This is a genomic window from Vibrio mangrovi (assembly GCF_024346955.1).
Lineage (GTDB): Bacteria > Pseudomonadota > Gammaproteobacteria > Enterobacterales > Vibrionaceae > Vibrio > Vibrio mangrovi.
On record NZ_AP024883.1, the window covers coordinates 2,038,559 to 2,059,845 of the forward strand.

Here is a 21,287-nt window from a genome sequence, read left to right on the forward strand (position 1 = left end):
CACCTTTTCATTTTCTGCAAGAAAAGTTAGAATAGCTGACTTTGCTTTACGCGCTCAACTCCCTACACTTTCAGGTCAATGAATAAACAAAAAGCCCTTAAAAAAATAGCCAAATGCCTGGAGCTTGGTAACTCAGCCAATGTGAACGAGGCAGCAAGTGCCATCAAAATGGCACATAGCCTGATGTTAAAATATGGTCTGCACAAAGACGATATTGAATTCATCAAAATGGGGAAAACCCAGTCCTCTCATTTGTTACCTGCTCAGATCAGCAGCAATCTGCTCCGGATTATCCGGGGGATTAATACCAAATTTGGTGTTGAAGCTGTTTTACTGAACCATAAGGGTCTGAAAAGAGCCGAATTTATCGGTGAGGCCGATCGCGCTATTTTTGCTGCTTTTGCTTTTGATGTGATCTACCGGGAAATGAATGAGCAAACAGGCCAGTTCCGCAACAGCTTTGCCGGTAGCGGCACTTCTACACAGGAAGTATCTCGTCGGGTGAATTCTTTCGTCTCCGGCTGGATCGAAGGCGCACTGGAAAAATTGCCGGATATTACCCCGGATCAGGACTCAGCGGACAAAATCAACAGCTATATTGACCGGGAATTCCAGAATATTGATCGGGAAACATTTAAGAAACAATTGAAGGAAGCGATGAAGAATTTGACGGAAGATTACGAAACCGGATTGAAAAAAGGCCGTAAAATTTCTGTCAATAGACCCATTGATGGTGCACAAGCACCAAAATTATTGAAATAATTTGGGCGAATTATTGTCTACAATTTTATAGATAATTTTGATTCATGATATGAGAATAACAATTAAGGGAGTATCTCAGTGAAACGATCCATCATCATGCTTTCTCTCCTCACCCTTCTGGCCGGATGTGAAGCAACACAAAGACAGAATGCAACCACAGGTGAAACCGAAACCAACTCAGCAACCAAAGGGGCAATTATCGGCGCGATTTCCGGCATAGCTGTCGGCCTTGCAACCGGTGATAACGCCAGAGAACGCCGACAACATGCATTAGTCGGTGCTGCCGGAGGTGCCGCTATCGGTGGCGGTGTTGGCTATTACTTTGACAAACAAGAAGCAGCTCTGCGTCGTTCACTGTTGAACTCCGGAGTTCAGGTCGAACGTGTCGGAGAACACCAGCTTCGTCTGCGAATGGAAAATGGTATCGGTTTTAACACCAATGACTATCATCTTAACTCATCGATTCACAACACTTTAAATGGCGTTGCTAAAATTCTGGTGGAATACCCGGAAACCAGTTTAGTCGTTGAAGGTCATACCGACAGCACCGGCAGCGATCGCACCAACCAGATTTTATCGGAAAAACGGGCTGAATCTGTACGTCAGTATCTGATATCTCAGGGCGTTGCCACCGGCAGAGCAATTGCACGGGGCATTGGCGAACGCCAGCCGCTGTGCTCTAATAGCACAGTGCAGGGAAGACAGTGCAACAGACGGGTTGAAATACAAATCCTGCCACTGAAATAACATCTATCATTCCGGATAACCGCATCTCTGTGTTGTCCGGAATGTTGCTTCTCAGGTATCAGGAGTCCGATTGAGATTATTGCTGACATGTCTGCTGTTTATCCTCACCTCTGCTCATGCAGCCGACATCAACACCCTACGGAAACAAGCCATTCAACGCGATAAAAACGCGCAATACGAACTTGCCTTGCGTTATCAGCAGGGTCAGGACGTTAAGTCCGATCCCAAACAATCCTTTTACTGGATGGAGCAAGCCGCAGAAAATGGTCATACTAAAGCACTCTCTGTAGTTGCAGACGCTTATCTGAACGGTACGAATGGTGTTACACCGGACACAACACAAGCCATCTACTGGCTGACCCGTCAGGCCACGCTCGGTGATACTGCAGCCCAGTTTAAACTGGGACAACTCTACGAAAAAGTCACTGACCTGCCGGGTGAAGAGCAGGCTCTGCTCTGGTACAGAATTGCTTCAGCGACCAACCCACAGGCAGAACAACGCTATAGCCTGTTACTCGAACAGCAATTCAACCGCCGCAGAGCCAGAGAAATTTCCCAGAGAAAAGCTCTCGAACAGGCGCAAACAGATCAGCCAGACGAGATTCAGGCAAATAGAAATTCCAGTGAAGATGTTTTTTCTCAGATCGAATATGTACTGAGCGGTGGTATTCTGATACTGGCTCTCGCTTTCCTCCTGACAGGTTCAACCTGTCTGAGACTCAGAAAACAACTCCGGGAAATGGAAAGTTTATCGACTCCCCAGCCTTCATCACCTCCGGAACCACTCACTTTTCAGCCCGGAACAACTCCAGGACAACAACAGAAGATCAAACAGCAGGAACAAACTATCCGTAAACAGAAACAACAGCTATCTGTGCTGTTTCAGGAGCTCAAACGTCTGCAACAGACAAAAGCCCAGCCTCAGCCAGTTCAGACACAAGGCATTGATTTGGCCTGTGCCCTGTTCGGCTTCTCTGCTACCGAAATACCTGATATCAGGCAGATCAAACTGCGTTATAAGCAACTGAGTAAAATCTATCATCCAGATATGAAAGGAAGTGAAGAGGAAATGAAACGTCTGAATCAGGCACTGAAACTACTGCTATCACATAGTAATCAGGCCAGGCCAGAATAATTTCTGAATACCATATTCTCACCAAAACCAACGAGTGACACATAGAGTTCATATAACATCAACCAATATGTCATTATTCAGCTTCATCATCGCTCCGGTAACTTGATGACAAAACCGGAGGACGGTATGTTAGAAGCAATCACTATCAATCCCCTGTGCACAACAGAAGGCATATGCGACTGGTGCAAGCGCTCAGCCCTGCTGACACCGCATCATTATCTGGATGGAAAAACCCATCACTCCTGTCAGGAATGTCATGCATTCGCAACGCTTGATGTCCGGCTTTATAATATCGGCGAAAAAGCCGAGCAGGAAAGACGTAATGCCCGACAACGGCTGGAAATCCAGCTCTGAATCACTCGCGTTGCATCATTTCCAAATCTTCTCCAGCCGGTATTTCACCAATTATTTTCCTCATGACTCAAGGCTTAGTGTCATAGCAAAGCCTGCTTTCACGTGCTTTTCTTCATCGTCTGATCCACATATTTTCTAATCCGTTTTCTGACTTATGTTCGCATCAGCGAACAAAAAATATTTAACAATGGGATCCATATAACAGAAAAGTACAAAATAACGACAATTTTTGCTTGATCAGTACCTGAACATAAAATACTGTATATATAAACAGTACGTATAAGAGGACAGTATTATGCGTTTAGCGAACGATTTCATCTACTCATCAGGGATTCATCACTACTCCGGTGACAACGCTGCACAACAGTATGCAATGAAAACGTCTCTTTATGATCGTCTGGCACTACTGTCCCAACAACAACAGTGGATTCTGGTCACTTCTGAGTCTCACCGTCCGGATTTGAGGTCGCTTGTCTCACATAAAATTCCGGGCCATAAAGTTGTACAACTCAGATCTTCCCGTACCATGGATGAATACCACGTAATTCGCAAAGCAATTCTGTCAGGAAATGCCAGTGCAATAGTGGCTTCTCAGCGACTCACTGAACAAGAACAAACATTGCTGACGCAACTGGGCAGGCAGAATCATTGTGAAGTTTTTTTCATTGCAGATCCCAGTCGTGACTACCACTGAAACTCACAATATTGCATAAAATACGAGCATTGCTCTATCAATTCCCCCTCTTCCCCCTGAGGGGATCTTTTATGGGTTTCCGAAAAATTATCCACCCTAAAAGCAAACGTTTGCTTTTTCTCTGGCAGTGAAAAATAGTTCTGGTATGATGCGCTCAGAAATCTGATATCCCGTAGTATCTGTCAATGTGTTTCTGGCAAGCGGGTATATCTGTCAGTTGAACCGATTATTTTTAGATAGGAATGTCTGAATGAGCCTCGCAGATCAAATTCTCGCCGTCAATGACGACCTCCCCATTCGTACCAGCAAACCTGTTCACAGTGGAAAAGTTCGTTCCGTTTACTGGTTAACCGAAGAAGACAGCCGTCGCCTGATTCAGGAAAAGGGTTACAATGTCGCAGCAGATGCCCCTCTGGCAATTATGGTAATCAGCGACCGGATATCCGCATTCGACTGTATCTGGCATGCTGAAGGTGGTGTCGGAGGTGTACCGGGGAAAGGTGCTGCACTCAACGCAATTTCCAATCACTGGTTCAGACTGTTCCGTCAGCATGGTCTGGCAGACAGCCATATTCTCGATATTCCTCATCCCTTTGTCTGGATCGTTCAGAAGGCCAGACCGGTAAAAATTGAAGCCATCTGCCGTAGTTATATTACTGGGTCGATGTGGCGAGCCTATGAAAAAGGTGAACGGGAATTTTGCGGTATTCAGCTTCCCGAAGGTCTGAAAAAAGACAAACAACTTCCAGAACTGCTGATCACACCATCAACGAAAGGAATACTGAAAGGAATTCCCGGTGTACCTGAAGCTGATGACGTCAATATCAGCCGGCAGAATATTGAAGACAACTATACCGCATTTAACTTCAGTGCCCCGGAAGATATCGGTTTATATGAGAAATTACTCAAAGAAGGATTTGATGTGATCAGTCAGGCTCTGGCTGATATTGGTCAGATCTTTGTCGATACTAAATTCGAATTTGGCTATGTCACCGATGCTCAGGGCAAAGAGAAGCTGATTTACATGGATGAAGTCGGCACACCTGATTCATCCAGAATCTGGGATGCACAACAATATGCCGCAGGAAATATTGTTGAAAACTCCAAAGAAGGTTTCCGCCAGTTTCTGCTCAATTACTTCCCTGACCCGGATATTCTGCTGAATAAAGAACGGATGCCAGAACGGGAAGCATTAGCCAGAGACAATGCTTTGCCTCTGAAAGCCTTACAGGATATTTCTGAAACTTACACTGGAATTGCCGAGAAAATTACCGGTCAGCCAGTGCACCTCAGTCAGAACCCGAAACAGGAAATCATGGATATCCTTGACCGGGAATATGGCCTGATTCAGAACTCATAATCACCTGACTTTAAGGCGGTTATTACAGAAATGTTCTAACCGCCAGTAGCAAAGAGCGGCGATTCACCATTCAATCAGAAGCTCATCTTCCTGAGTAACCTGTATCGTATGGCAACCGATCGATTCAATAGCCTCTAGCTGTTGGTAATCCAGCGGATAAGGCATCATCACTTTTAGAACATCAATCCCTTCAGCTTTTGCCAGCTTTGATAATATCATCAGATTTTCTTCATCACTGCGCCCCAGTGACAAATTTTGCAGTGCTTTCTTCCACAAACGTTCATCCGGTGCCAATCTCTGACACATCGTTTCTGACGATTCATCATGAGGGGAATGCTCTATATGAAAAAAGGCTTCAAACAAAGTCCATTTCTTATGACATGAGACATCCAGAAACGCCGTGTAGTCAAATACACCGCTGACTCGGGTTGGTTGATCCATTTCGTCCCCCACGAAAGTGAAAACAACATATGCACACTATTGTCTTACATTCCGGTTATAGCAACATAATATAAAAAAATGGTCTTTTATGACCGAAAATCCCCTCTCTATCGCTCTATCAGACTCAGAGTAATAACAAATATTGAACAAATATTTACCTTATTTATGTGAATAATTCATATTTCGTTTAACAAATAAACTTAAGTCCATTCAGTTAAAACCACATATCGGTAAATCAGCTTCAAAAAATTCCGTTATTGACCTTCGAGAATGCGGTAACCGTCAAATTGCCTCTATTTACAACTGACAGGAGTATCCGTAAAATTTGCTCCGGTTCCCTTCATCATCCTACATACATAGGCACACAATGAACAACGACAAACGCCCTTTATACATCTCTCACGCGGGCTCTATGCTTCTCAGTACACCACTACTCAACAAAGGTGCAGCTTTTTCAGCAGAAGAAAGGAGCTCGTTTAACCTTGCCGGTCTGCTTCCTGAAGCAACGGAAACCATTCAGGAACAAGTCGTCCGTGCGTATCAGCAATATTGTAGTTTCGAAAGTGACATGGATAAGCACATCTATCTTCGCAACATACAAGATACAAACGAGACCCTATTCTACCGGCTGGTTCAGAATCATATTTCTGAAATGATGCCCATTATCTATACACCGACTGTCGGTGCTGCATGTGAAAACTTTTCCAATATTTATCGCCGCGGACGTGGTTTGTTTATCTCCTACCCAAACCGTAACCAAATTGACGATATCCTGAACAACGCATCAAACCATCATGTCAAAGTCATCGTTGTAACTGACGGCGAGCGTATTCTCGGTCTGGGAGATCAGGGAATCGGTGGCATGGGCATCCCGATCGGAAAACTCGCCCTCTACACTGCATGTGGCGGGATTAGCCCTGCTTATACATTACCGATCGTATTAGACGTGGGTACGAACAACCCTCAACGTCTGGCGGACCCAATGTATATGGGATGGCGTCATCCACGGATCACCGGCGCAGAATACGATGCATTTGTTGAAGAATTCATTCAGGCGATACAACGCCGCTGGCCGGATGCACTGGTTCAGTTTGAAGACTTCGCTCAGAAAAATGCAATGCCATTGCTTGAACGTTACAAAGATCGGATTTGCTGCTTTAATGATGATATTCAGGGAACCGCAGCAGTAACCGTCGGCTCTTTGCTGGCAGCCTGTAAAGCCGCAGGCAGTAAGCTTTCAGAACAACGGATTACCTTCCTCGGTGCTGGTTCTGCCGGGTGTGGTATTGCCGAAGCAATTATTGCCCAAATGGTCTCAGAGGGAATTTCTGATCAGCAGGCCCGTTCTCAGGTCTATATGGTCGACCGTTGGGGATTATTACAGGAAGGTATGCCAAATCTGCTGGACTTCCAGCAACGTCTTGTTCAGAAGAAAAGCAATACCAAAAACTGGGTATCAGAAAGTACAGGTTTCTCACTCCATGATGTGGTCAGAGAAGCAAAACCAACCGTCATGATTGGCGTTTCCGGTGCACCGGGTCTGTTCAGCGAAGAGATCGTCCGTGAAATGCACCAGCACTGCCCGCGTCCGATCATCTTCCCACTGTCGAACCCAACCAGCCGGGTTGAAGCTCTGCCAAGCGACCTGATAGCATGGACCAATGGAGACGCGCTGGTTGCAACCGGTAGTCCGTTTGATCCGGTCATGTTTGAAGACAAACTCTACCCGATAGTCCAGTGTAACAACAGTTACATCTTCCCGGGGATTGGTCTTGGCGTTCTGGCTGCAAATGCAAAACGAGTCACCAGTGAAATGCTGATGGAGTCCAGCCGTGCACTGGCTGAGTGTTCTCCACTGGCCATCAACGGTCACGGGTCTCTGCTGCCGCCACTGGAAGCTATTCATTCAGTGTCGAAGAAAATTGCACTTGCCGTCGCAAAAAAAGCCATTGAACAAGGTGTAGCGGATAAAATTACTGACGAAGCACTTGAGCAGTCGATCGAACGTAATTTCTGGCAACCGGTCTATCGCCGCTATAAGCGGGTCGCATTCTAAAACCGGCAATACCGGATAAAAATTAACAGATAAGCCTCTTTGACAGAGGCTTTTTATTTGAAAGGATATCAACACAATGTTGCACTTTTTTAATCCCGCCGGACAGTATCTTGCCCCTTATCTGGGAGAGATCTCAATTGCTCTGATCGCATGCCTGTTGGTTATGCTGGGTGGTGAAATTAATGCGTTGTTACGCCGGTTACTGCGCAATCAGCACTTTGTCATTCGCACATTTACCTTTATATTACTCAATGCATTTGGCTATGGATTTATCATCGTCAAACTAAGCCCTGACCTAGCCCGGACACTCAGCCATTTAGAACGAGGCACCATGTTTGTCGTTGTGATTATCAGTTTTGTCGGTATCGGTCTCTGGGCACAGAAAAACCAACAAATATAACTTAAGTAAAAGGTACGGCTATCTACTCTTGTTTCAGCAAGTATTGCTTCAATAAATCTTGTATCAGCAAAATATTTCGTTTTTGCTTTCAGATCATCAGAGGGCTGACTATGGCACTGCTCATACTGGCAGCATCTCTGTACGCTATCGATCGCTGGGTCAGTTGGAAAACACAAAACCAAATTCTGAGTAGTGCAGAAGACATTGGTCACTATCAGGTTGCAGTCGTCTTGGGAACCAGCAAATATCTGGGCCGGATACTCAATGAATACTATTCCCACCGGATCGAAGCTGCGATTCAGCTTTATCGTTCGGGGAAAGTCAAACATTTCCTACTCAGCGGAGATAATGCTCATCGTTCTTATAATGAGCCATGGACAATGAAACGAGATCTCCTGAAAGCCGGAATTCCCGAGCAGGATATCGCTTTGGACTATGCCGGATTCAGAACACTGGACTCCATTATCCGGGCCAGAAAAATTTTTGATACCAATCACTTCCTGATTATTACCCAACGGTTTCATTGCGAGCGAGCTCTGTTCATTGCCAATTATCACAATATTGATGCAGCCTGTTTCGCCGTTCCGGGACCAACTCACGGCACAGATATGAAGATAAGAGTCAGAGAATTCTTTGCCCGGGCCAGAGCTATGCTTGATCTGTTTATCTTCGATGCCAAACCCAAATTTCTTGGCCCTAAAGAACCTATTTTTTCCGACGAAACTTCCGATATACAGCCTGGGAGCGAAAATGATCCGTCCGGAGAACAAAATAGTCATGTGATCGAGTAAAACCAACCAGCCAAAGCAAAATTCTGTTACCATACCGCCAGAGAAACATCCCGAAGCGGATTGGTTTACTGTGATAATACAGACTTCAGCCTTTCCCTGAACAATATACAAAATCAATATAAAAAGAGCATTGTCATGTCTTCAGTCACCAAAGGAACGCTCAGCAAACTACGCGCAACCATCAGTCCACAAGCCACATATACCCTTCCCATCGGAGAAACAGAGATCGCCCTGAATCCCTTAATCGGTCATTCAATATCTCTGACACATACAGGTCATATTTATTGTTGTTCCTGTGGGAAACGGACCAAAAAGAGCTACGCTCAGGGACACTGTTATGTCTGCATGCAGAAGCTCGCCAGCTGTGATATGTGCATTATGAAACCGGAAACCTGTCACTATGATCAGGGCACCTGTCGGGAACCGGAATGGGCGTTGTCACATTGTATGACCGACCACTATGTCTACCTCTCCAACACTTCCGGTCTGAAAGTCGGAATTACCCGCCATTCCCAAATTCCAACCCGGTGGATCGATCAGGGAGCAACTCAGGGATTACCGATTTTTAAAGTAAAAAACCGTTATATTTCCGGGTTAATCGAAGTCGAGCTGGCGAAACATATCGCCGATAAAACCAACTGGAGAACCCTGTTGAAAGAAGATCAGCCTCCTCTGGCACTTCACGAACAGGCAGAGAAACTCCGGCCACTGCTCCAGGATACGATCGCAGAGATCCGGCAAACCTATGGAGAAGATGCCGTCGTTCCCGTTAATCCGGAAATTACGGATATCCAGTTTCCGGTCCAGCAGCATCCAACCAAAATTGTGTCGCATAATTTTGATAAAAAACCTGAAGTTTCCGGCATATTGCTGGGCATTAAGGGACAATACCTGATTCTTGATACCGGCGTAATCAATATCCGTAAATTCACATCTTATGAAGTTGAATTTACTCATCTTTAACTGACACTGCATAGAAGAGAGGCATGATGCGTGAGAAACAAATACTCACGCATCATCGGTGGCTTCCTGATACAAGCCTAGAGATCAAAGCGACGCAAGTGCTCAAACAGATGATGAACTTCTGCCTCAGTATTATAATGCATCATCCCTATCCGCAGGACACCACCCTGATTTTCCAGTCCGAGACGCCGCACCAGTCCTAGTGCATAGAAATGACCATTCCATACATAAATATTCTCCTGTCCCAATACTTTGGCGATCTGCTCCGGTGTATCATGCACAAACCGAAGGGCAAATGTCGGTGTTCTCATAGACATATCAGCGACATCTATGCCATACAGCCGGACTGACGTCAGTGTTTGCAACATCGATAAAAACAGCTCACATAACTGTTGTTCGTGGCGCTGGTACTGGGTAAAGCTTTCTGCCAGCCTACTTCTGAGCGGGTCATCTTTCCTGCCCCACTGAGCCAGATATTCGATGGCACCAATCACACCGGCCAAACCTTCAAAATTGAGCGTGCCGGTTTCATATCGCCCCGGACCGAGATTCGGTGCCGGCTCAACCTTATAGGGCTCAAAGTGTTCCAGCCAGTGCGACGCAATATACAGGAGACCAACATGAGGACCATAAAATTTATAGGCTGAGCAAACCAGAAAATCACACTCTAAAGCCTGTACATCGATTAACTGATGTGGTGCAACATGTACCGCATCAACATAAACCAGAGCACCGACCTGATGTGCGGCTTCGATAATACGCCGGACATCAACAACAGAGCCGGTAGTATTGGAAGCATAAGTCACGGCAATCAGCTGAGTCCGCTCAGAAATCAGAGACAGTAAATGCTCGACATCCAGCGTACACTGCCTCTCATCCAGCCGGGCCTGATGGACAACGGCACCTTTTTCAGCAGCAGCCTGCTGCCAGCTCGATACGTTAGCATAATGATCCAGCTCGGTGACAATCACCTCATCTCCGGCCTGCCATGTACGGCTTAAAATACGGCTCATATGAAATGTCAGTGTGGTCATATTGGCACCAAACACAATATTCCGGGAATCCGGTGCATTCAAAAATGCCTGAACCGTCTCCCTCGCCTGCATAACCAGTTGACCGGTTTGCATACTGGTCGGGTAATGTCCGCCTAAATTTGCTGTTCCCCCGCTCAGATACCGATACATTTGGTCCATCACTGTCACAGGGACCTGGCTGCCACCAGGTCCGTCAAAGAACAGAGGTAATGGATGGTTTCTCTGCCGAAATACAGGAAACTGTTGGCGAACAGCCTCAGGAGTGAAGTTCATGATTGCCATCCCTTGCTGTCAGGACAAACACATCCATATGCCCTTCCTCTCCATGTTCAATAGAACGTATCGGCGTTGCGTTATGCCATAACGTACCGTCAGCCACCATTGCAACTTCTCCGTCTTCGAGCACTTTACGGAAAAACGGCGCTTCATGGTTATCCCGGTAGAGCATCAGTTCACCACCGACTATGTTATGCCGGTCGATACCTATCATCGCAATGTAGTCATAACCATCCTGATGGATTCCTTCAGGGGAAACCATAGTTTCATCGAAAACTGATGCAATTCGCATCTGATGGATATCAATGATCTGACCGTCTGGCAGGCCATTGGCTTCAACAAACAGCTCGCACATTTCCTGCAATCCACTGCTCGATAAAGTTTCTTCCAGCACGGGTTCGAACTGACGGACGATATCTCCCTGAAAATGGTTGTACTGACTGGATTGGGTAAAATCATGCTTATCAACTTCGATTACCTTCCCACCAATGAAACGAATAACCGAGTAGCGTCTTAACCGATATTGCCCGTCAGCATGGGCTGTATGTGGCAGCTTCCTGAAAGAAGGGGCCAGTTGGTGAATTGCTATATCACTGAGATGGGTGATATGTAGTGTATTCTCGTGTTCATGAAACATATTCAATTCCTCTAATAAAGAATTAGAACAATTTTACATTTTTATAACAAAATAATAGTCAATTACTTCGATTTTTCAATGAAACACCAGAATAAGTCTCGTAAAAATATACAGATAAAGAATTAAATTCTGATATAATAAAAATCCCAAATGATATATCTAAATCAAATCATCCATAAGCTACAGATTCGGAATATTCATCTGGCGATTTAGATATCAAAGCGGGATCGTTAATTTCAGTATTCAGAGCTCCTGATCGACTCTGTTTGGAGAAAAATACCACCAGAAATAGCATTCCCTTTCATACAATGCCGATCTTTCCTTCTGGCAAGATCAGCACAAATATTTTTACCTCAGTCATCTATAACCTTTTCTTTCATAATATGCTTTTTTTCATACTTTTATTGAATGAAGTAATCTCCTACAATCATTGCTCAGATAGAGTAAAACAGATTCCCCTGAGGATAAGATGAGCAACGTAAAGCATTCTAAACTGATGATTCTTGGTTCCGGACCTGCAGGTTATACTGCTGCTGTTTATGCAGCCCGCGCTAACCTGAATCCTGTACTGATTACCGGCATGCAACAAGGCGGACAGCTCACCACGACAACAGAAGTTGAAAACTGGCCCGGCGATCCGGAAGGACTGACCGGTCCGGGATTAATGGAGAGAATGAAAGAGCACGCAGAACGCTTTAGTACCGAAATCATTTTCGATCACATCAATGAAGTCGATTTCTCCCGGCGTCCCTTTACACTCAAGGGTGACAGCAACACATACACATGTGATGCTCTGATCATCTCAACCGGCGCTTCTGCAAAATACCTGGGGCTTCCGTCAGAAGAAGCATTTAAGGGACGTGGCGTCTCTGCCTGTGCAACCTGTGATGGTTTCTTCTACCGTAATCAGAAGGTTGCCGTTGTCGGTGGTGGTAATACAGCGGTGGAAGAAGCACTGTATTTATCTAATATTGCTTCTGAAGTTCACCTGATTCATCGTCGTGACAGCTTCCGATCTGAAAAAATTCTGATTGATCGCCTGATGGACAAAGTTGCCAACGGCAATATTGTTCTACATACCAATCGTACTCTGGAAGAAGTGACCGGAGATGAAATGGGTGTGACCGGTGTTCGTCTGAAAGATACTCAGTCGGATAATAGTGAGTCATTTGACGTTATGGGTGTTTTCATCGCGATAGGCCACCAGCCGAATACAGATATGTTCCAGGGACAACTGGAGATGAAAAACGGATATATCGTCGTCAACTCTGGTTTAGACGGAAATGCAACTCAAACCAGTATTGCCGGGATTTTCGCAGCCGGAGACGTAATGGATCATAACTATCGTCAGGCTATCACGTCTGCTGGAACTGGTTGCATGGCGGCACTTGATGCAGAGCGTTATCTCGATAGCCTGCCAGAATAAGTGTATTATTTTTCACCATTTTTGATGAAAAAGGCTTCAACCCGGCGGTGTCCCCGCCGGGTTTTATTTTGTATACTACCCACCAGCGGGTGAGCACACCTTAATCAATTCATTCCTATAAAAGCCTTTAAAATGGACAAGAATAAACAACGTAGCTTAAACCACTGGCTCCGCCAGCAAAGTAAGCTGGCAAAACGCTGGCTGATGCTGGCCGTCGGACTTGGTGTCCTATCCAGCATCTTCTTGCTGTTTCAAGCCGCTTTACTGGCCTCGATTTTACATCAACTAATCATTGAGCAGGTTGCCAAAACGGAGCTGCTCCCTCATTTCCTTGGTCTCGCTGCTATCATTGCCGTCCGGGCCGGACTGAGCTGGGGACGGGAAATCGCCGGATTCAAATGCGGGGAGCAAATCAGAATTTATATCAGGCAGCTTATTCTGGATAAACTCCGGGAAATGGGGCCTGCTTACATTAAAGGAAAACCGGCGGGTAGCTGGGCAACACTAGTACTTGAGCAGGTAGAAAACATGCATGATTTCTTTGCTCGTTATCTGCCACAAATGTCTCTGTCAGTTCTGATCCCATTTGTGATTCTTATCGTCGTCTTCCCGGTCAACTGGGCTGCCGGGCTGATTTTTCTGATTACAGCACCCTTGGTTCCGCTGTTTATGGCTCTTGTCGGTATCAAGGCGGCGGAAGCTGCACAGAAAAATTTCAAGGCACTGCAACGCCTTTCCGGACATTTTTACGACCGGCTTCAGGCCATGACAACGATCCGGATGTTTGATCAAACCAAGGCAGAAGCCGACCATTTGCGAGCTGCGTCTGAAGTTTTCCGCATGAGAACGATGGATGTTCTGAGAATTGCTTTTCTCTCTTCTGCGGTACTGGAGTTTTTCACTTCCGTTTCAATTGCCGTCACCGCAGTTTACTTTGGTTTCAGTTTTATCGGCGAACTGGATTTTGGTTATTACGGAACGGGAATTACCCTGTTTACCGGTTTGTTTGTGCTGATTCTTGCACCGGAGTTTTATCAGCCATTACGGGATCTGGGCACGTTTTATCATGCCAAACAACAAGCAGTCGGAGCAGCCGAAAGTATCGTGGATTTTCTTCAGATTGATGTGAATGAAATTAAATCCGGCACTCAGTCTCTGCCTGCTCCGGAACAGATATCTATTGAAGCGGAAAACCTGGAAGTGATCAGCCCGGAAGGTAAAAAGCTGGTCGGCCCGGTTTCTTTCCGGCTGAATCCACAGGAAACTACAGCTCTGGTTGGGCCAAGTGGTGCCGGAAAAACCTCACTGGTTCAGGCTATTTTAGGATTCATGCCTTATCGGGGTAAGCTTCTGATCAATGGTATCGATCTCCATGAACTCTCCCATGAAGACTGGCGGCAATATATCAGCTGGGTCGGGCAAAACCCTTTATTGGTCCACGGCACAATTCGTGACAATGTCACTCTTGGTAAGCAGCAAATCACGGATGAACAACTTAACAGTGCTCTCAAACATGCTTTTGCTGCTGATTTTGTAGAAAAACACGGTCTGGATTATCTGATAAGCGATCGGTCCGGCGGACTTTCTGTCGGTCAGGCTCAGCGCCTCGCGCTGGCCCGGGCGATGCTGCAGAATGGTTCATTCTGGCTACTGGATGAACCGACCGCCAGCCTTGACGCCAGAAGCGAACAACTGGTCATGCAGGGCTTAGCGAACCAGATACAACAGCACACCACTTTACTGGTAACTCATCAACTTGCTCCACTTCAGAGTGTTGATAATATTCTGGTAATGCAGGACGGTGAAATTGTCCAGTCAGGTCACTATCAGAAACTCAGCAGTGAAGAGGGATTATTCAAATCAATGCTGACAGCAAACCGGACCCTACAGTCCGAATATCAGAAGGGGAATCTTGATGCGTGAACTGATCCCATTTCTCAAACTTTATAAAAAACACTGGTTCGGTCTGACGCTGGGTATGTTGCTGGCTTTCCTGACCCTTTGCGCATCAATCGGACTACTGACCTTATCCGGCTGGTTTCTTTCAGCCGCCGCTGTTGCCGGCTTAGGTATTGCCAGACAGACCTTCAATTACATGTTGCCCAGTGCCTTTGTCCGTGGCTTTGCGATCGGCCGGACCGCCGGACGATGGGGAGAACGGGTTGTCAGCCACAACGCAACATTTAAGGTGCTGGCTGATTTACGAATTTTCTTTTTTGAAAAGCTCTCTCCGCTGATTCCGGGACGAATTGCCAACCTGCGCGATGCCGATCTGCTGAACCGTCTGGTCGCCGATGTCGATGCAATGGATCATGTTTATCTGCGTCTTATCAGTCCGGTTATCATCGGTACATTCGGTATTCTGGTCCTTGCTGCTTTTCTGTACTGGTTTGATCCCGCAGTCGGCCTTATGTTGGGCGGGATTCTTTTGGTCCTGCTGCTTTCCTGGCCGGTATTGTTCTACAAACTGGGAAAGCGTAACGGCGCAGCCCTTACCCAGAGTAAAGCCAATCTGCGTGTCACACTGCTGGACTGGATTCAGGGCTATAGTGAACTCACTATTTTTGGTGCAGAACCTGCCTACCGCAAAGCTATCCTGCAAGAACAGCAAGACCTAATTACCCGGCAATATATCAACACCCGATATAGCGGATTTGCCCAGGCACTGCTTATGCTGGCCAGCGGCTGGACTCTGGTATTTATGCTCTGGTTTGTCGGTAATGGTGTTGGTCAGGCTGCACCGGATCCAATGATTGCAATGGTCGTGTTTGCCACTATGGCAAGCTTTGAGCTATTAATGCCGATTGCTGGTGCATTTCAGCATTTAGGACAGACATTAACTTCAGCGCGACGTCTGAATGAAGTCTTGTCCTCCGAACCTGAAGTGACATTCCGGGCTGAACCGACGCAACACAGTGGAGCATTCGACATTCGGTTTGAAAATGTTCACTTTCACTATCCTGAACATCAGCAATCCGTTTTATCTGATATCCAGCTCCATATTCCGGCTGGACATAAAGTTGCCATTGTCGGCCAGACCGGTTCAGGTAAATCGACTCTGCTCCAGCTGATTTCCCGCTACTGGGATCCGCAACAAGGTAATGTCTCTATCGCCGGAACAGATCTGAAAAACTGGAATGAGCATGACCTCAGATCATGTATGAGTATTGTCAGCCAGCGGGTAGATATCTTAAACGGAACATTACGGGAAAATTTACAGATCGCTGCACCAGACGCCGACGATACGGCCTATACCAAGGTACTGAGTCAGGTCGGTCTGGACAAACTCCTTGACGAGCCGGGACTGGATGTCTGGCTGGGTGATGGAGGACGTCACCTCTCCGGCGGAGAGAGACGCCGTCTGGGAATTGCCCGCGCCCTGCTCCATCAGGGAGAAATTCTATTGCTGGATGAGCCAACTGAAGGGCTGGATAAACAGACAGAGCAGCAAATCATGACGCTATTGCGTACACATTACGCAGATAAGACCGTAATTTTCATCACTCACCGTTTAATTGAACTGGAACGAATGGATGCAATTTGTCTGATTGAACAGGGTCAGATCGTTGAATATGGTAATCATCAGGATCTGATAACCCGTCAGGGCCGCTATTATGCGTTGAATCAAACATTGTAGCTGAACTGTTCGATTTCTGAATGAAAAAAGGTGCTTTTGAAAAGCACCTTTTTATCTGACTCGGTATGATACTAGTGCGAGCGCCCTTTTGTTCGGGTTCCCGCTGGTTTCGAACTTTTCTGGCCTCTGCCTTTTGGCGTAGAAACCCGCTCTTCATGACGTTTAACAGCCCGGCGAATCTTCTGACTTCTGGCCCGCTCACGTTTCCGGGAAGTATTGTCCTTGGATACGTCAATCATAGTCCGTTGTTCCGGACGCAGTTCAACCAGTTTGCGCAGGTAATTTACTTCTGACAGGCTGAGCTCAACCCATCCGCCCCGGGGCAAGGCTTTATCCAAAAAGATGTCCCCATAACGAACCCGCTTCAGACGGCTGACAGTGGTATCCTGAGATTCCCATAACCGGCGAACTTCGCGATTACGGCCTTCATTGATGACCACATAAAAAGTGTGATTCATCCCTTCACCGCCTGCGTAAACAACGTCTTCAAAACGTGCAACACCATCTTCCAGCTCAACTCCGCTGACCAGATTCCTGATTTTCTGTTCGTTGATTTCACCAAATACACGAACCAGATATTCACGTTCAACCTGGCGGCTCGGATGCATCAGTCGATTGGCAAGTTCGCCATCAGTCGTAAACAGTAATAACCCGGAAGTATTTGCATCCAGACGGCCGACTGAAATCCAGCGCGAACCCCGGATCTTCGGCAATCGGTCAAATACGGTTCTCCGCCCTTCGGGATCGTGACGCGTACACAATTCCCCTTCAGGTTTGTAGTAGGCGAGCACCCGACAAACCACTTCTTCATCAGCTTTGATAGAGACTGTATGTCCGTCAATACGGACAACTGCATTTTCATCTTCTAAGCGCTCACCCAGAACAGCTACCTTGCCATTAACACTGACACGCCCGGCCCGAATCAAAGTTTCCAGCTCACGACGTGAACCGTGACCTGCGCGTGCTAAAACCTTTTGTAACTTTTCGCTCATTGACTTACCTTGCTTGTCGTCTTCTCAGACGTCGAATAAAAAATGCGACCTTGAAATCGCGGCCGCATATTATCTCAAATCAAAGTTAAAAAAGCATCTATTTTGATAACACTATTTATTCTACTCGAATGGTGTCGGATCACCGGCGCCCAGCCTTTGGACTACCATTTCATCTTCACTGAAGTCAATCACTGTCGTTGGCTGCTCTCCGAGGTATCCGCCGTTTAAGATGACATCAACAGCATGTTCCAGTGAATCCCGAATCTCATCAGGATCGGACTCCGTAGTTTCTTTGCCCGGCAGTATCAGCGAAGTCGACATCAACGGTTCACCGAGAGCTTCCAGCAGATCCAGCGCAATCTGATTATCCGGAACCCGGATACCAATCGTTTTTCGCTTCGGATTCATTAAACGTCTGGGGACTTCCTTGGTTCCCTTGAAAATAAAGGTATAAGGCCCGGGAGTATTATTTCTTAACAACCTGAAAGCCGTATTATCAACCCGGGCATAGAGCGACAATTCAGACAGATCTCTGCATAACAACGTAAAATTGTGTTTATCATCCAGGCGCCGGATCTGACAGATACGCTCCAGTGCCCCTTTATTTTCTAACTGGCATCCCAACGCATACCCAGAGTCCGTCGGATAAACCACAACGCCTCCGTTACGGATAATCGCTACAGCCTGATTAATCAACCGGGCCTGCGGATTTTCGGGATGAACATAAAAATACTGACTCATTATTACTCCTCACCATCGAGAGACTCGATGCTCACTCTACGGACAAGCTCCAAGCTTTCCATACAGGTTCAATATCAGAAGGCAACCAAAGGTTTCGACCTAACTCCATCCACGGAGAAGGATAATGGAAATCACTACCCTGAGAAGCTAGCAGTTTGTATTGTAACGCATAATTTGCCAGATTGCGCCTTTCCTGAGGTGCTTGTTGTGGCTGAGCAACTTCCATTGCATCTCCTCCGGCTTCGGCAAAAGCTTCAATCAGACGTTTCAGCCATTTCGTCGTCAACTGATATCGTCCCGGATGAGCTAGTACCGCCTGCCCTCCTGCTGTATGAATCGCTGCAATGGCTTCTTGCATCGAACACCAGTCTGGCGGCACATAACCCGGTTGATTCCGGGTCAGATATTTTTTAAAAACCTGCTGTATCGTTTTTGCATAGCCGTTTTCAACCAGCCACTGGGCAAAATGGGCACGGGTTATCGCTGCTTCCCCGGCAATAGCTCTGACCTCAGGAAGAATCCCCTCCCGGGTTACTTTTTCCAAACGTCCGGCAATCACTCCAGCCCGTTCATGACGACGCTGTTTTTGCTGAGAGATCAAATTATTCAACACAGGATCCGTCACATCAATATTCAGCCCAACAATATGAATATCTTTATTTTGCCAGACCGTTGAAAGTTCAATCCCGTCAATCAGGCAAATGGGTAACTGTTCCGCATCTATATACCGGTGAGCCAGCGCTAATGCATCAATACAATCATGATCTGTAATAGCCAGAACATCGATATCAAACGAAACCGCCCGAAGTAATAATTCTTCTGGTGACAGTTTTCCGTCCGAAGCAGTGGTATGGCTATGTAAATCTATTTTCATCATTTTTCTGATTTTTCACTAATAAAAGCTTGACTTTAACCTCGCGCACTAGTTTACTAGTACAAAGTCACATAACTAAGCGCAGACACCTATGTTACAAGAATTAAACATCAATCTGAAACCTCTCATGAGCATCTCTCTGCTAATTTCTGGTTGGTGGCGTTTATCCTTGTTTGGTGGGCGGGCGGCCTTATAACGGATTCAGACCAGATAAAGCCCGCTTGATGCGGGTTTTTTTATCCAGTTTTTTACGATACTTTTTGCGACACAGAACAAACACGAAATATTCACAATCTGTCAACGAATGAACGAGAAACCGACAAAACAAAATCATCATCGCGTTGACTATGTCGGTTGGCGACTACAGAATAAAAGGGTTAGTAAATGAATAACACCATTGATATCACTCAGCTCGGTACGCTTCGTCTCCTGTCAGAGACCTTACCATACTCAGCGGATCCGACAGCACTGTTTCATACACTGTGCAAGCACAAAACAGACTGTCTGTTACTTGAATCAGCCGAAATCGATTCCAAAGAAAACCTGAAAAGCCTGCTTCTTATTGATGCTGCTGTCCGGGTTGTCTGCTTTGGGCATGAAGTAACACTCCATGCACTAACCTCTAACGGGGAACATCTGATCCAGCATCTGGCGCAGAACATCAAGTCTGATATTTCCAGCACATTGACAAAGCAAACATTAACGCTCAGCTTCACTGCTCCAAGAACAACGCTGGATGAAGACAGTCGCTTGCGGGAGTCTTCTTCATTTGACGCGCTGCGTCTGATTCAACATAGCTTTGATTTAACCGGTCTTGATAAGCATGCAATTTTTCTCGGTGGCTTGTTTGCTTACGATCTGGTCGCAAATTTTGAGCCGCTTGGAGAAGCGAAAACAACAAACCAATGTCCTGACTATGTATTTTATGTTGCCGAATCACTGATGATTGTGGATCACCAGAGTGAAAGCTGTCACGTTCAGGGTTCCTTGTTTAATCCGGATGAAACTACAGCGGAACAGTTATCCCAGCGGCTGAAATCTATTGCCCGGCAGTGTCAGGATGCGCAGGCTCTGCCACCAGCTGTGGTATTAGACGATGTCAGCGTATCACCTTCGATCAGTGATGCCGAATACTGCGCCGTCGTAGAAAACCTCAAAGAATATATTGTGCAGGGTGATATCTTTCAGGTCGTCCCTTCCCGGCGTTTTATTCTGCCGTGCCCGTCACCACTGTCTGCCTATAAAAAGCTCAAGGAAAGTAACCCCAGTCCTTATATGTTTTATATGCAGGATGAGAAATTTACCCTGTTTGGCGCCTCTCCGGAAAGCGCTCTGAAATATGCCAGCGAAACCAACCAGATCGAAATCTACCCGATTGCCGGAACCCGCCCCCGGGGGAAAAACCCGGATGGTTCGATCAATCTTGATCTGGATGGCCGGTTGGAACTGGATCTCCGGAACGATAAAAAAGAGAATGCAGAGCACATGATGCTGGTCGATCTGGCCCGCAATGATGTTGCCAGGATTTCAGAAGCCGGCTCCCGCCATCTTGCTGATCTACTGAAAACCGATCGCTATAGCCATGTCATGCATCTGGTCTCGCGGGTTGTCGGCCAGCTCCGGCACGATCTGGATGCTTTACATGCTTATCAGGCCTGCATGAATATGGGAACACTGACCGGAGCTCCGAAAATCCGGGCAATGCAGTTAATCCGCTCTGTCGAACAGGAGCGCCGGGGAAGCTACGGTGGTGCGGTTGGTTATATGACTGGTGAAGGTGACCTTGATACCTGTATTGTGATTCGTTCCGCTTATATTGAAAATGGTATTGCCAGCGTTCAGGCCGGTGCCGGAATCGTTTATGACTCTGACCCTCAGGCTGAAGCCGATGAAACCAGAGGAAAAGCACAGGCAGTTATTTCTGCCATTCAAATGGCTCATCGTGCATCAGACAGCTAATTCAGGGA

The 21,287-nt window shown here is 46.5% G+C and carries 20 protein-coding genes; 14 read left to right on the plus strand and 6 right to left on the minus strand.

The annotated features are described in order from the left end of the window. The first annotated feature begins 78 nt into the window (after nucleotides 1-78). The 6 genes from OCU74_RS09125 to OCU74_RS09150 all read left to right on the plus strand — a co-directional run bounded on the left by OCU74_RS09125 (nucleotide 79) and on the right by OCU74_RS09150 (nucleotide 5,052). Nucleotides 79-762 (plus strand): DUF2786 domain-containing protein, encoded by a 684-nt coding sequence (locus OCU74_RS09125; RefSeq protein WP_087479431.1) that lies wholly within the window; start codon nucleotides 79-81, stop codon nucleotides 760-762. A gap of 96 nt (nucleotides 763-858) precedes the next feature. Then, nucleotides 859-1,509: an OmpA family protein gene (locus tag OCU74_RS09130; protein ID WP_087479432.1), complete on the plus strand. Its 651-nt coding sequence runs from the start codon at nucleotides 859-861 to the stop codon at nucleotides 1,507-1,509. 70 nt (nucleotides 1,510-1,579) lie between these two features. Then, the gene (locus OCU74_RS09135; protein WP_087479433.1) at nucleotides 1,580-2,644 is read left to right on the plus strand and encodes a J domain-containing protein; all 1,065 of its coding nucleotides are present in this window, start codon (nucleotides 1,580-1,582) and stop codon (nucleotides 2,642-2,644) included. A 126-nt stretch (nucleotides 2,645-2,770) separates the two neighbouring features. Next, nucleotides 2,771-2,998 carry a hypothetical protein gene (locus OCU74_RS09140; RefSeq protein WP_390623626.1) on the plus strand — a complete coding sequence of 76 codons (228 nt, stop codon included), beginning with the start codon at nucleotides 2,771-2,773 and terminating at the stop codon, nucleotides 2,996-2,998. Between the two features lie 295 nt (nucleotides 2,999-3,293). Further along, nucleotides 3,294-3,692 carry a SulA-like leucine-rich domain-containing protein gene (locus OCU74_RS09145; RefSeq protein WP_087479434.1) on the plus strand — a complete coding sequence of 133 codons (399 nt, stop codon included), beginning with the start codon at nucleotides 3,294-3,296 and terminating at the stop codon, nucleotides 3,690-3,692. A gap of 250 nt (nucleotides 3,693-3,942) precedes the next feature. Next, a complete protein-coding gene (locus OCU74_RS09150; protein ID WP_087479435.1) occupies nucleotides 3,943-5,052 on the plus strand; it encodes a phosphoribosylaminoimidazolesuccinocarboxamide synthase in 1,110 nt (369 codons plus the stop codon). A 63-nt stretch (nucleotides 5,053-5,115) separates the two neighbouring features. On the opposite strand, the gene OCU74_RS09155 is transcribed toward OCU74_RS09150, so the two are convergent. Further along, nucleotides 5,116-5,493 (minus strand): hypothetical protein, encoded by a 378-nt coding sequence (locus OCU74_RS09155; RefSeq protein WP_087479436.1) that lies wholly within the window; start codon nucleotides 5,491-5,493, stop codon nucleotides 5,116-5,118. 367 nt (nucleotides 5,494-5,860) lie between these two features. On the opposite strand from OCU74_RS09155, the gene OCU74_RS09160 reads away from it, so the two are divergent. From OCU74_RS09160 to OCU74_RS09175, 4 genes are all read left to right on the plus strand, one after another. Beyond that, nucleotides 5,861-7,549 carry an NAD-dependent malic enzyme gene (locus OCU74_RS09160; protein ID WP_087479437.1) on the plus strand — a complete coding sequence of 563 codons (1,689 nt, stop codon included), beginning with the start codon at nucleotides 5,861-5,863 and terminating at the stop codon, nucleotides 7,547-7,549. Between the two features lie 76 nt (nucleotides 7,550-7,625). Beyond that, nucleotides 7,626-7,949, plus strand: coding sequence for a DUF3392 domain-containing protein (locus tag OCU74_RS09165; protein ID WP_087479438.1), 324 nt, complete (start codon nucleotides 7,626-7,628; stop codon nucleotides 7,947-7,949). Nucleotides 7,950-8,059: 110 nt separating this feature from the next. After that, entirely contained in the window at nucleotides 8,060-8,740 is a 681-nt protein-coding gene (locus OCU74_RS09170; protein ID WP_087479439.1) for a SanA/YdcF family protein, read from the plus strand. A 135-nt stretch (nucleotides 8,741-8,875) separates the two neighbouring features. After that, on the plus strand, nucleotides 8,876-9,703 hold the full coding sequence (locus OCU74_RS09175) for a DUF2797 domain-containing protein (RefSeq protein ID WP_087479440.1): 828 nt from the start codon (nucleotides 8,876-8,878) through the stop codon (nucleotides 9,701-9,703). A 77-nt stretch (nucleotides 9,704-9,780) separates the two neighbouring features. Here the strand turns inward: OCU74_RS09175 and OCU74_RS09180 are convergent, their stop codons facing one another. Together OCU74_RS09180 and OCU74_RS09185 are read right to left on the minus strand one after the other, a co-directional pair. Continuing rightward, a complete protein-coding gene (locus tag OCU74_RS09180; RefSeq protein ID WP_200807653.1) occupies nucleotides 9,781-11,010 on the minus strand; it encodes a cysteine desulfurase-like protein in 1,230 nt (409 codons plus the stop codon). Then, complete coding sequence (locus OCU74_RS09185) at nucleotides 10,994-11,650, minus strand: 2OG-Fe dioxygenase family protein (protein WP_087479442.1); 657 nt, start codon at nucleotides 11,648-11,650, stop codon at nucleotides 10,994-10,996. Before OCU74_RS09185 ends, OCU74_RS09180 begins: the two co-directional genes overlap by 17 nt. Before the next feature lie 469 nt (nucleotides 11,651-12,119). On the opposite strand from OCU74_RS09185, the gene trxB reads away from it, so the two are divergent. The 3 genes from trxB (at nucleotide 12,120) to cydC (ending at nucleotide 16,713) form a co-directional block, all read left to right on the plus strand. Further along, a complete protein-coding gene (gene trxB, locus OCU74_RS09190; RefSeq protein ID WP_087479443.1) occupies nucleotides 12,120-13,076 on the plus strand; it encodes a thioredoxin-disulfide reductase in 957 nt (318 codons plus the stop codon). A gap of 132 nt (nucleotides 13,077-13,208) precedes the next feature. Further along, nucleotides 13,209-14,999: a heme ABC transporter permease/ATP-binding protein CydD gene (gene cydD / locus OCU74_RS09195; protein ID WP_087479444.1), complete on the plus strand. Its 1,791-nt coding sequence runs from the start codon at nucleotides 13,209-13,211 to the stop codon at nucleotides 14,997-14,999. Then, a complete protein-coding gene (gene cydC, locus OCU74_RS09200) occupies nucleotides 14,992-16,713 on the plus strand; it encodes a heme ABC transporter ATP-binding protein/permease CydC (protein WP_087479445.1) in 1,722 nt (573 codons plus the stop codon). The genes cydD and cydC overlap by 8 nt, the downstream gene beginning before the upstream one ends. A 71-nt stretch (nucleotides 16,714-16,784) precedes the next feature. Here cydC and rluB read toward each other — a convergent pair whose 3' ends face one another. The 3 genes from rluB to rnm form a co-directional block, all read right to left on the minus strand. Next, nucleotides 16,785-17,705, minus strand: a complete 921-nt coding sequence (gene rluB, locus OCU74_RS09205) for a 23S rRNA pseudouridine(2605) synthase RluB (protein ID WP_087479446.1) — start codon at nucleotides 17,703-17,705, stop codon at nucleotides 16,785-16,787. 120 nt (nucleotides 17,706-17,825) lie between these two features. Further along, nucleotides 17,826-18,446, minus strand: coding sequence for an L-threonylcarbamoyladenylate synthase (locus tag OCU74_RS09210; RefSeq protein ID WP_087479447.1), 621 nt, complete (start codon nucleotides 18,444-18,446; stop codon nucleotides 17,826-17,828). Between the two features lie 31 nt (nucleotides 18,447-18,477). Then, the gene (rnm, locus tag OCU74_RS09215) at nucleotides 18,478-19,320 is read right to left on the minus strand and encodes an RNase RNM (protein WP_087479448.1); all 843 of its coding nucleotides are present in this window, start codon (nucleotides 19,318-19,320) and stop codon (nucleotides 18,478-18,480) included. A gap of 384 nt (nucleotides 19,321-19,704) precedes the next feature. On the opposite strand from rnm, the gene OCU74_RS09220 reads away from it, so the two are divergent. Next, nucleotides 19,705-21,279 carry an anthranilate synthase component 1 gene (locus OCU74_RS09220; RefSeq protein ID WP_087479449.1) on the plus strand — a complete coding sequence of 525 codons (1,575 nt, stop codon included), beginning with the start codon at nucleotides 19,705-19,707 and terminating at the stop codon, nucleotides 21,277-21,279. Nucleotides 21,280-21,287: the final 8 nt, after the last annotated feature.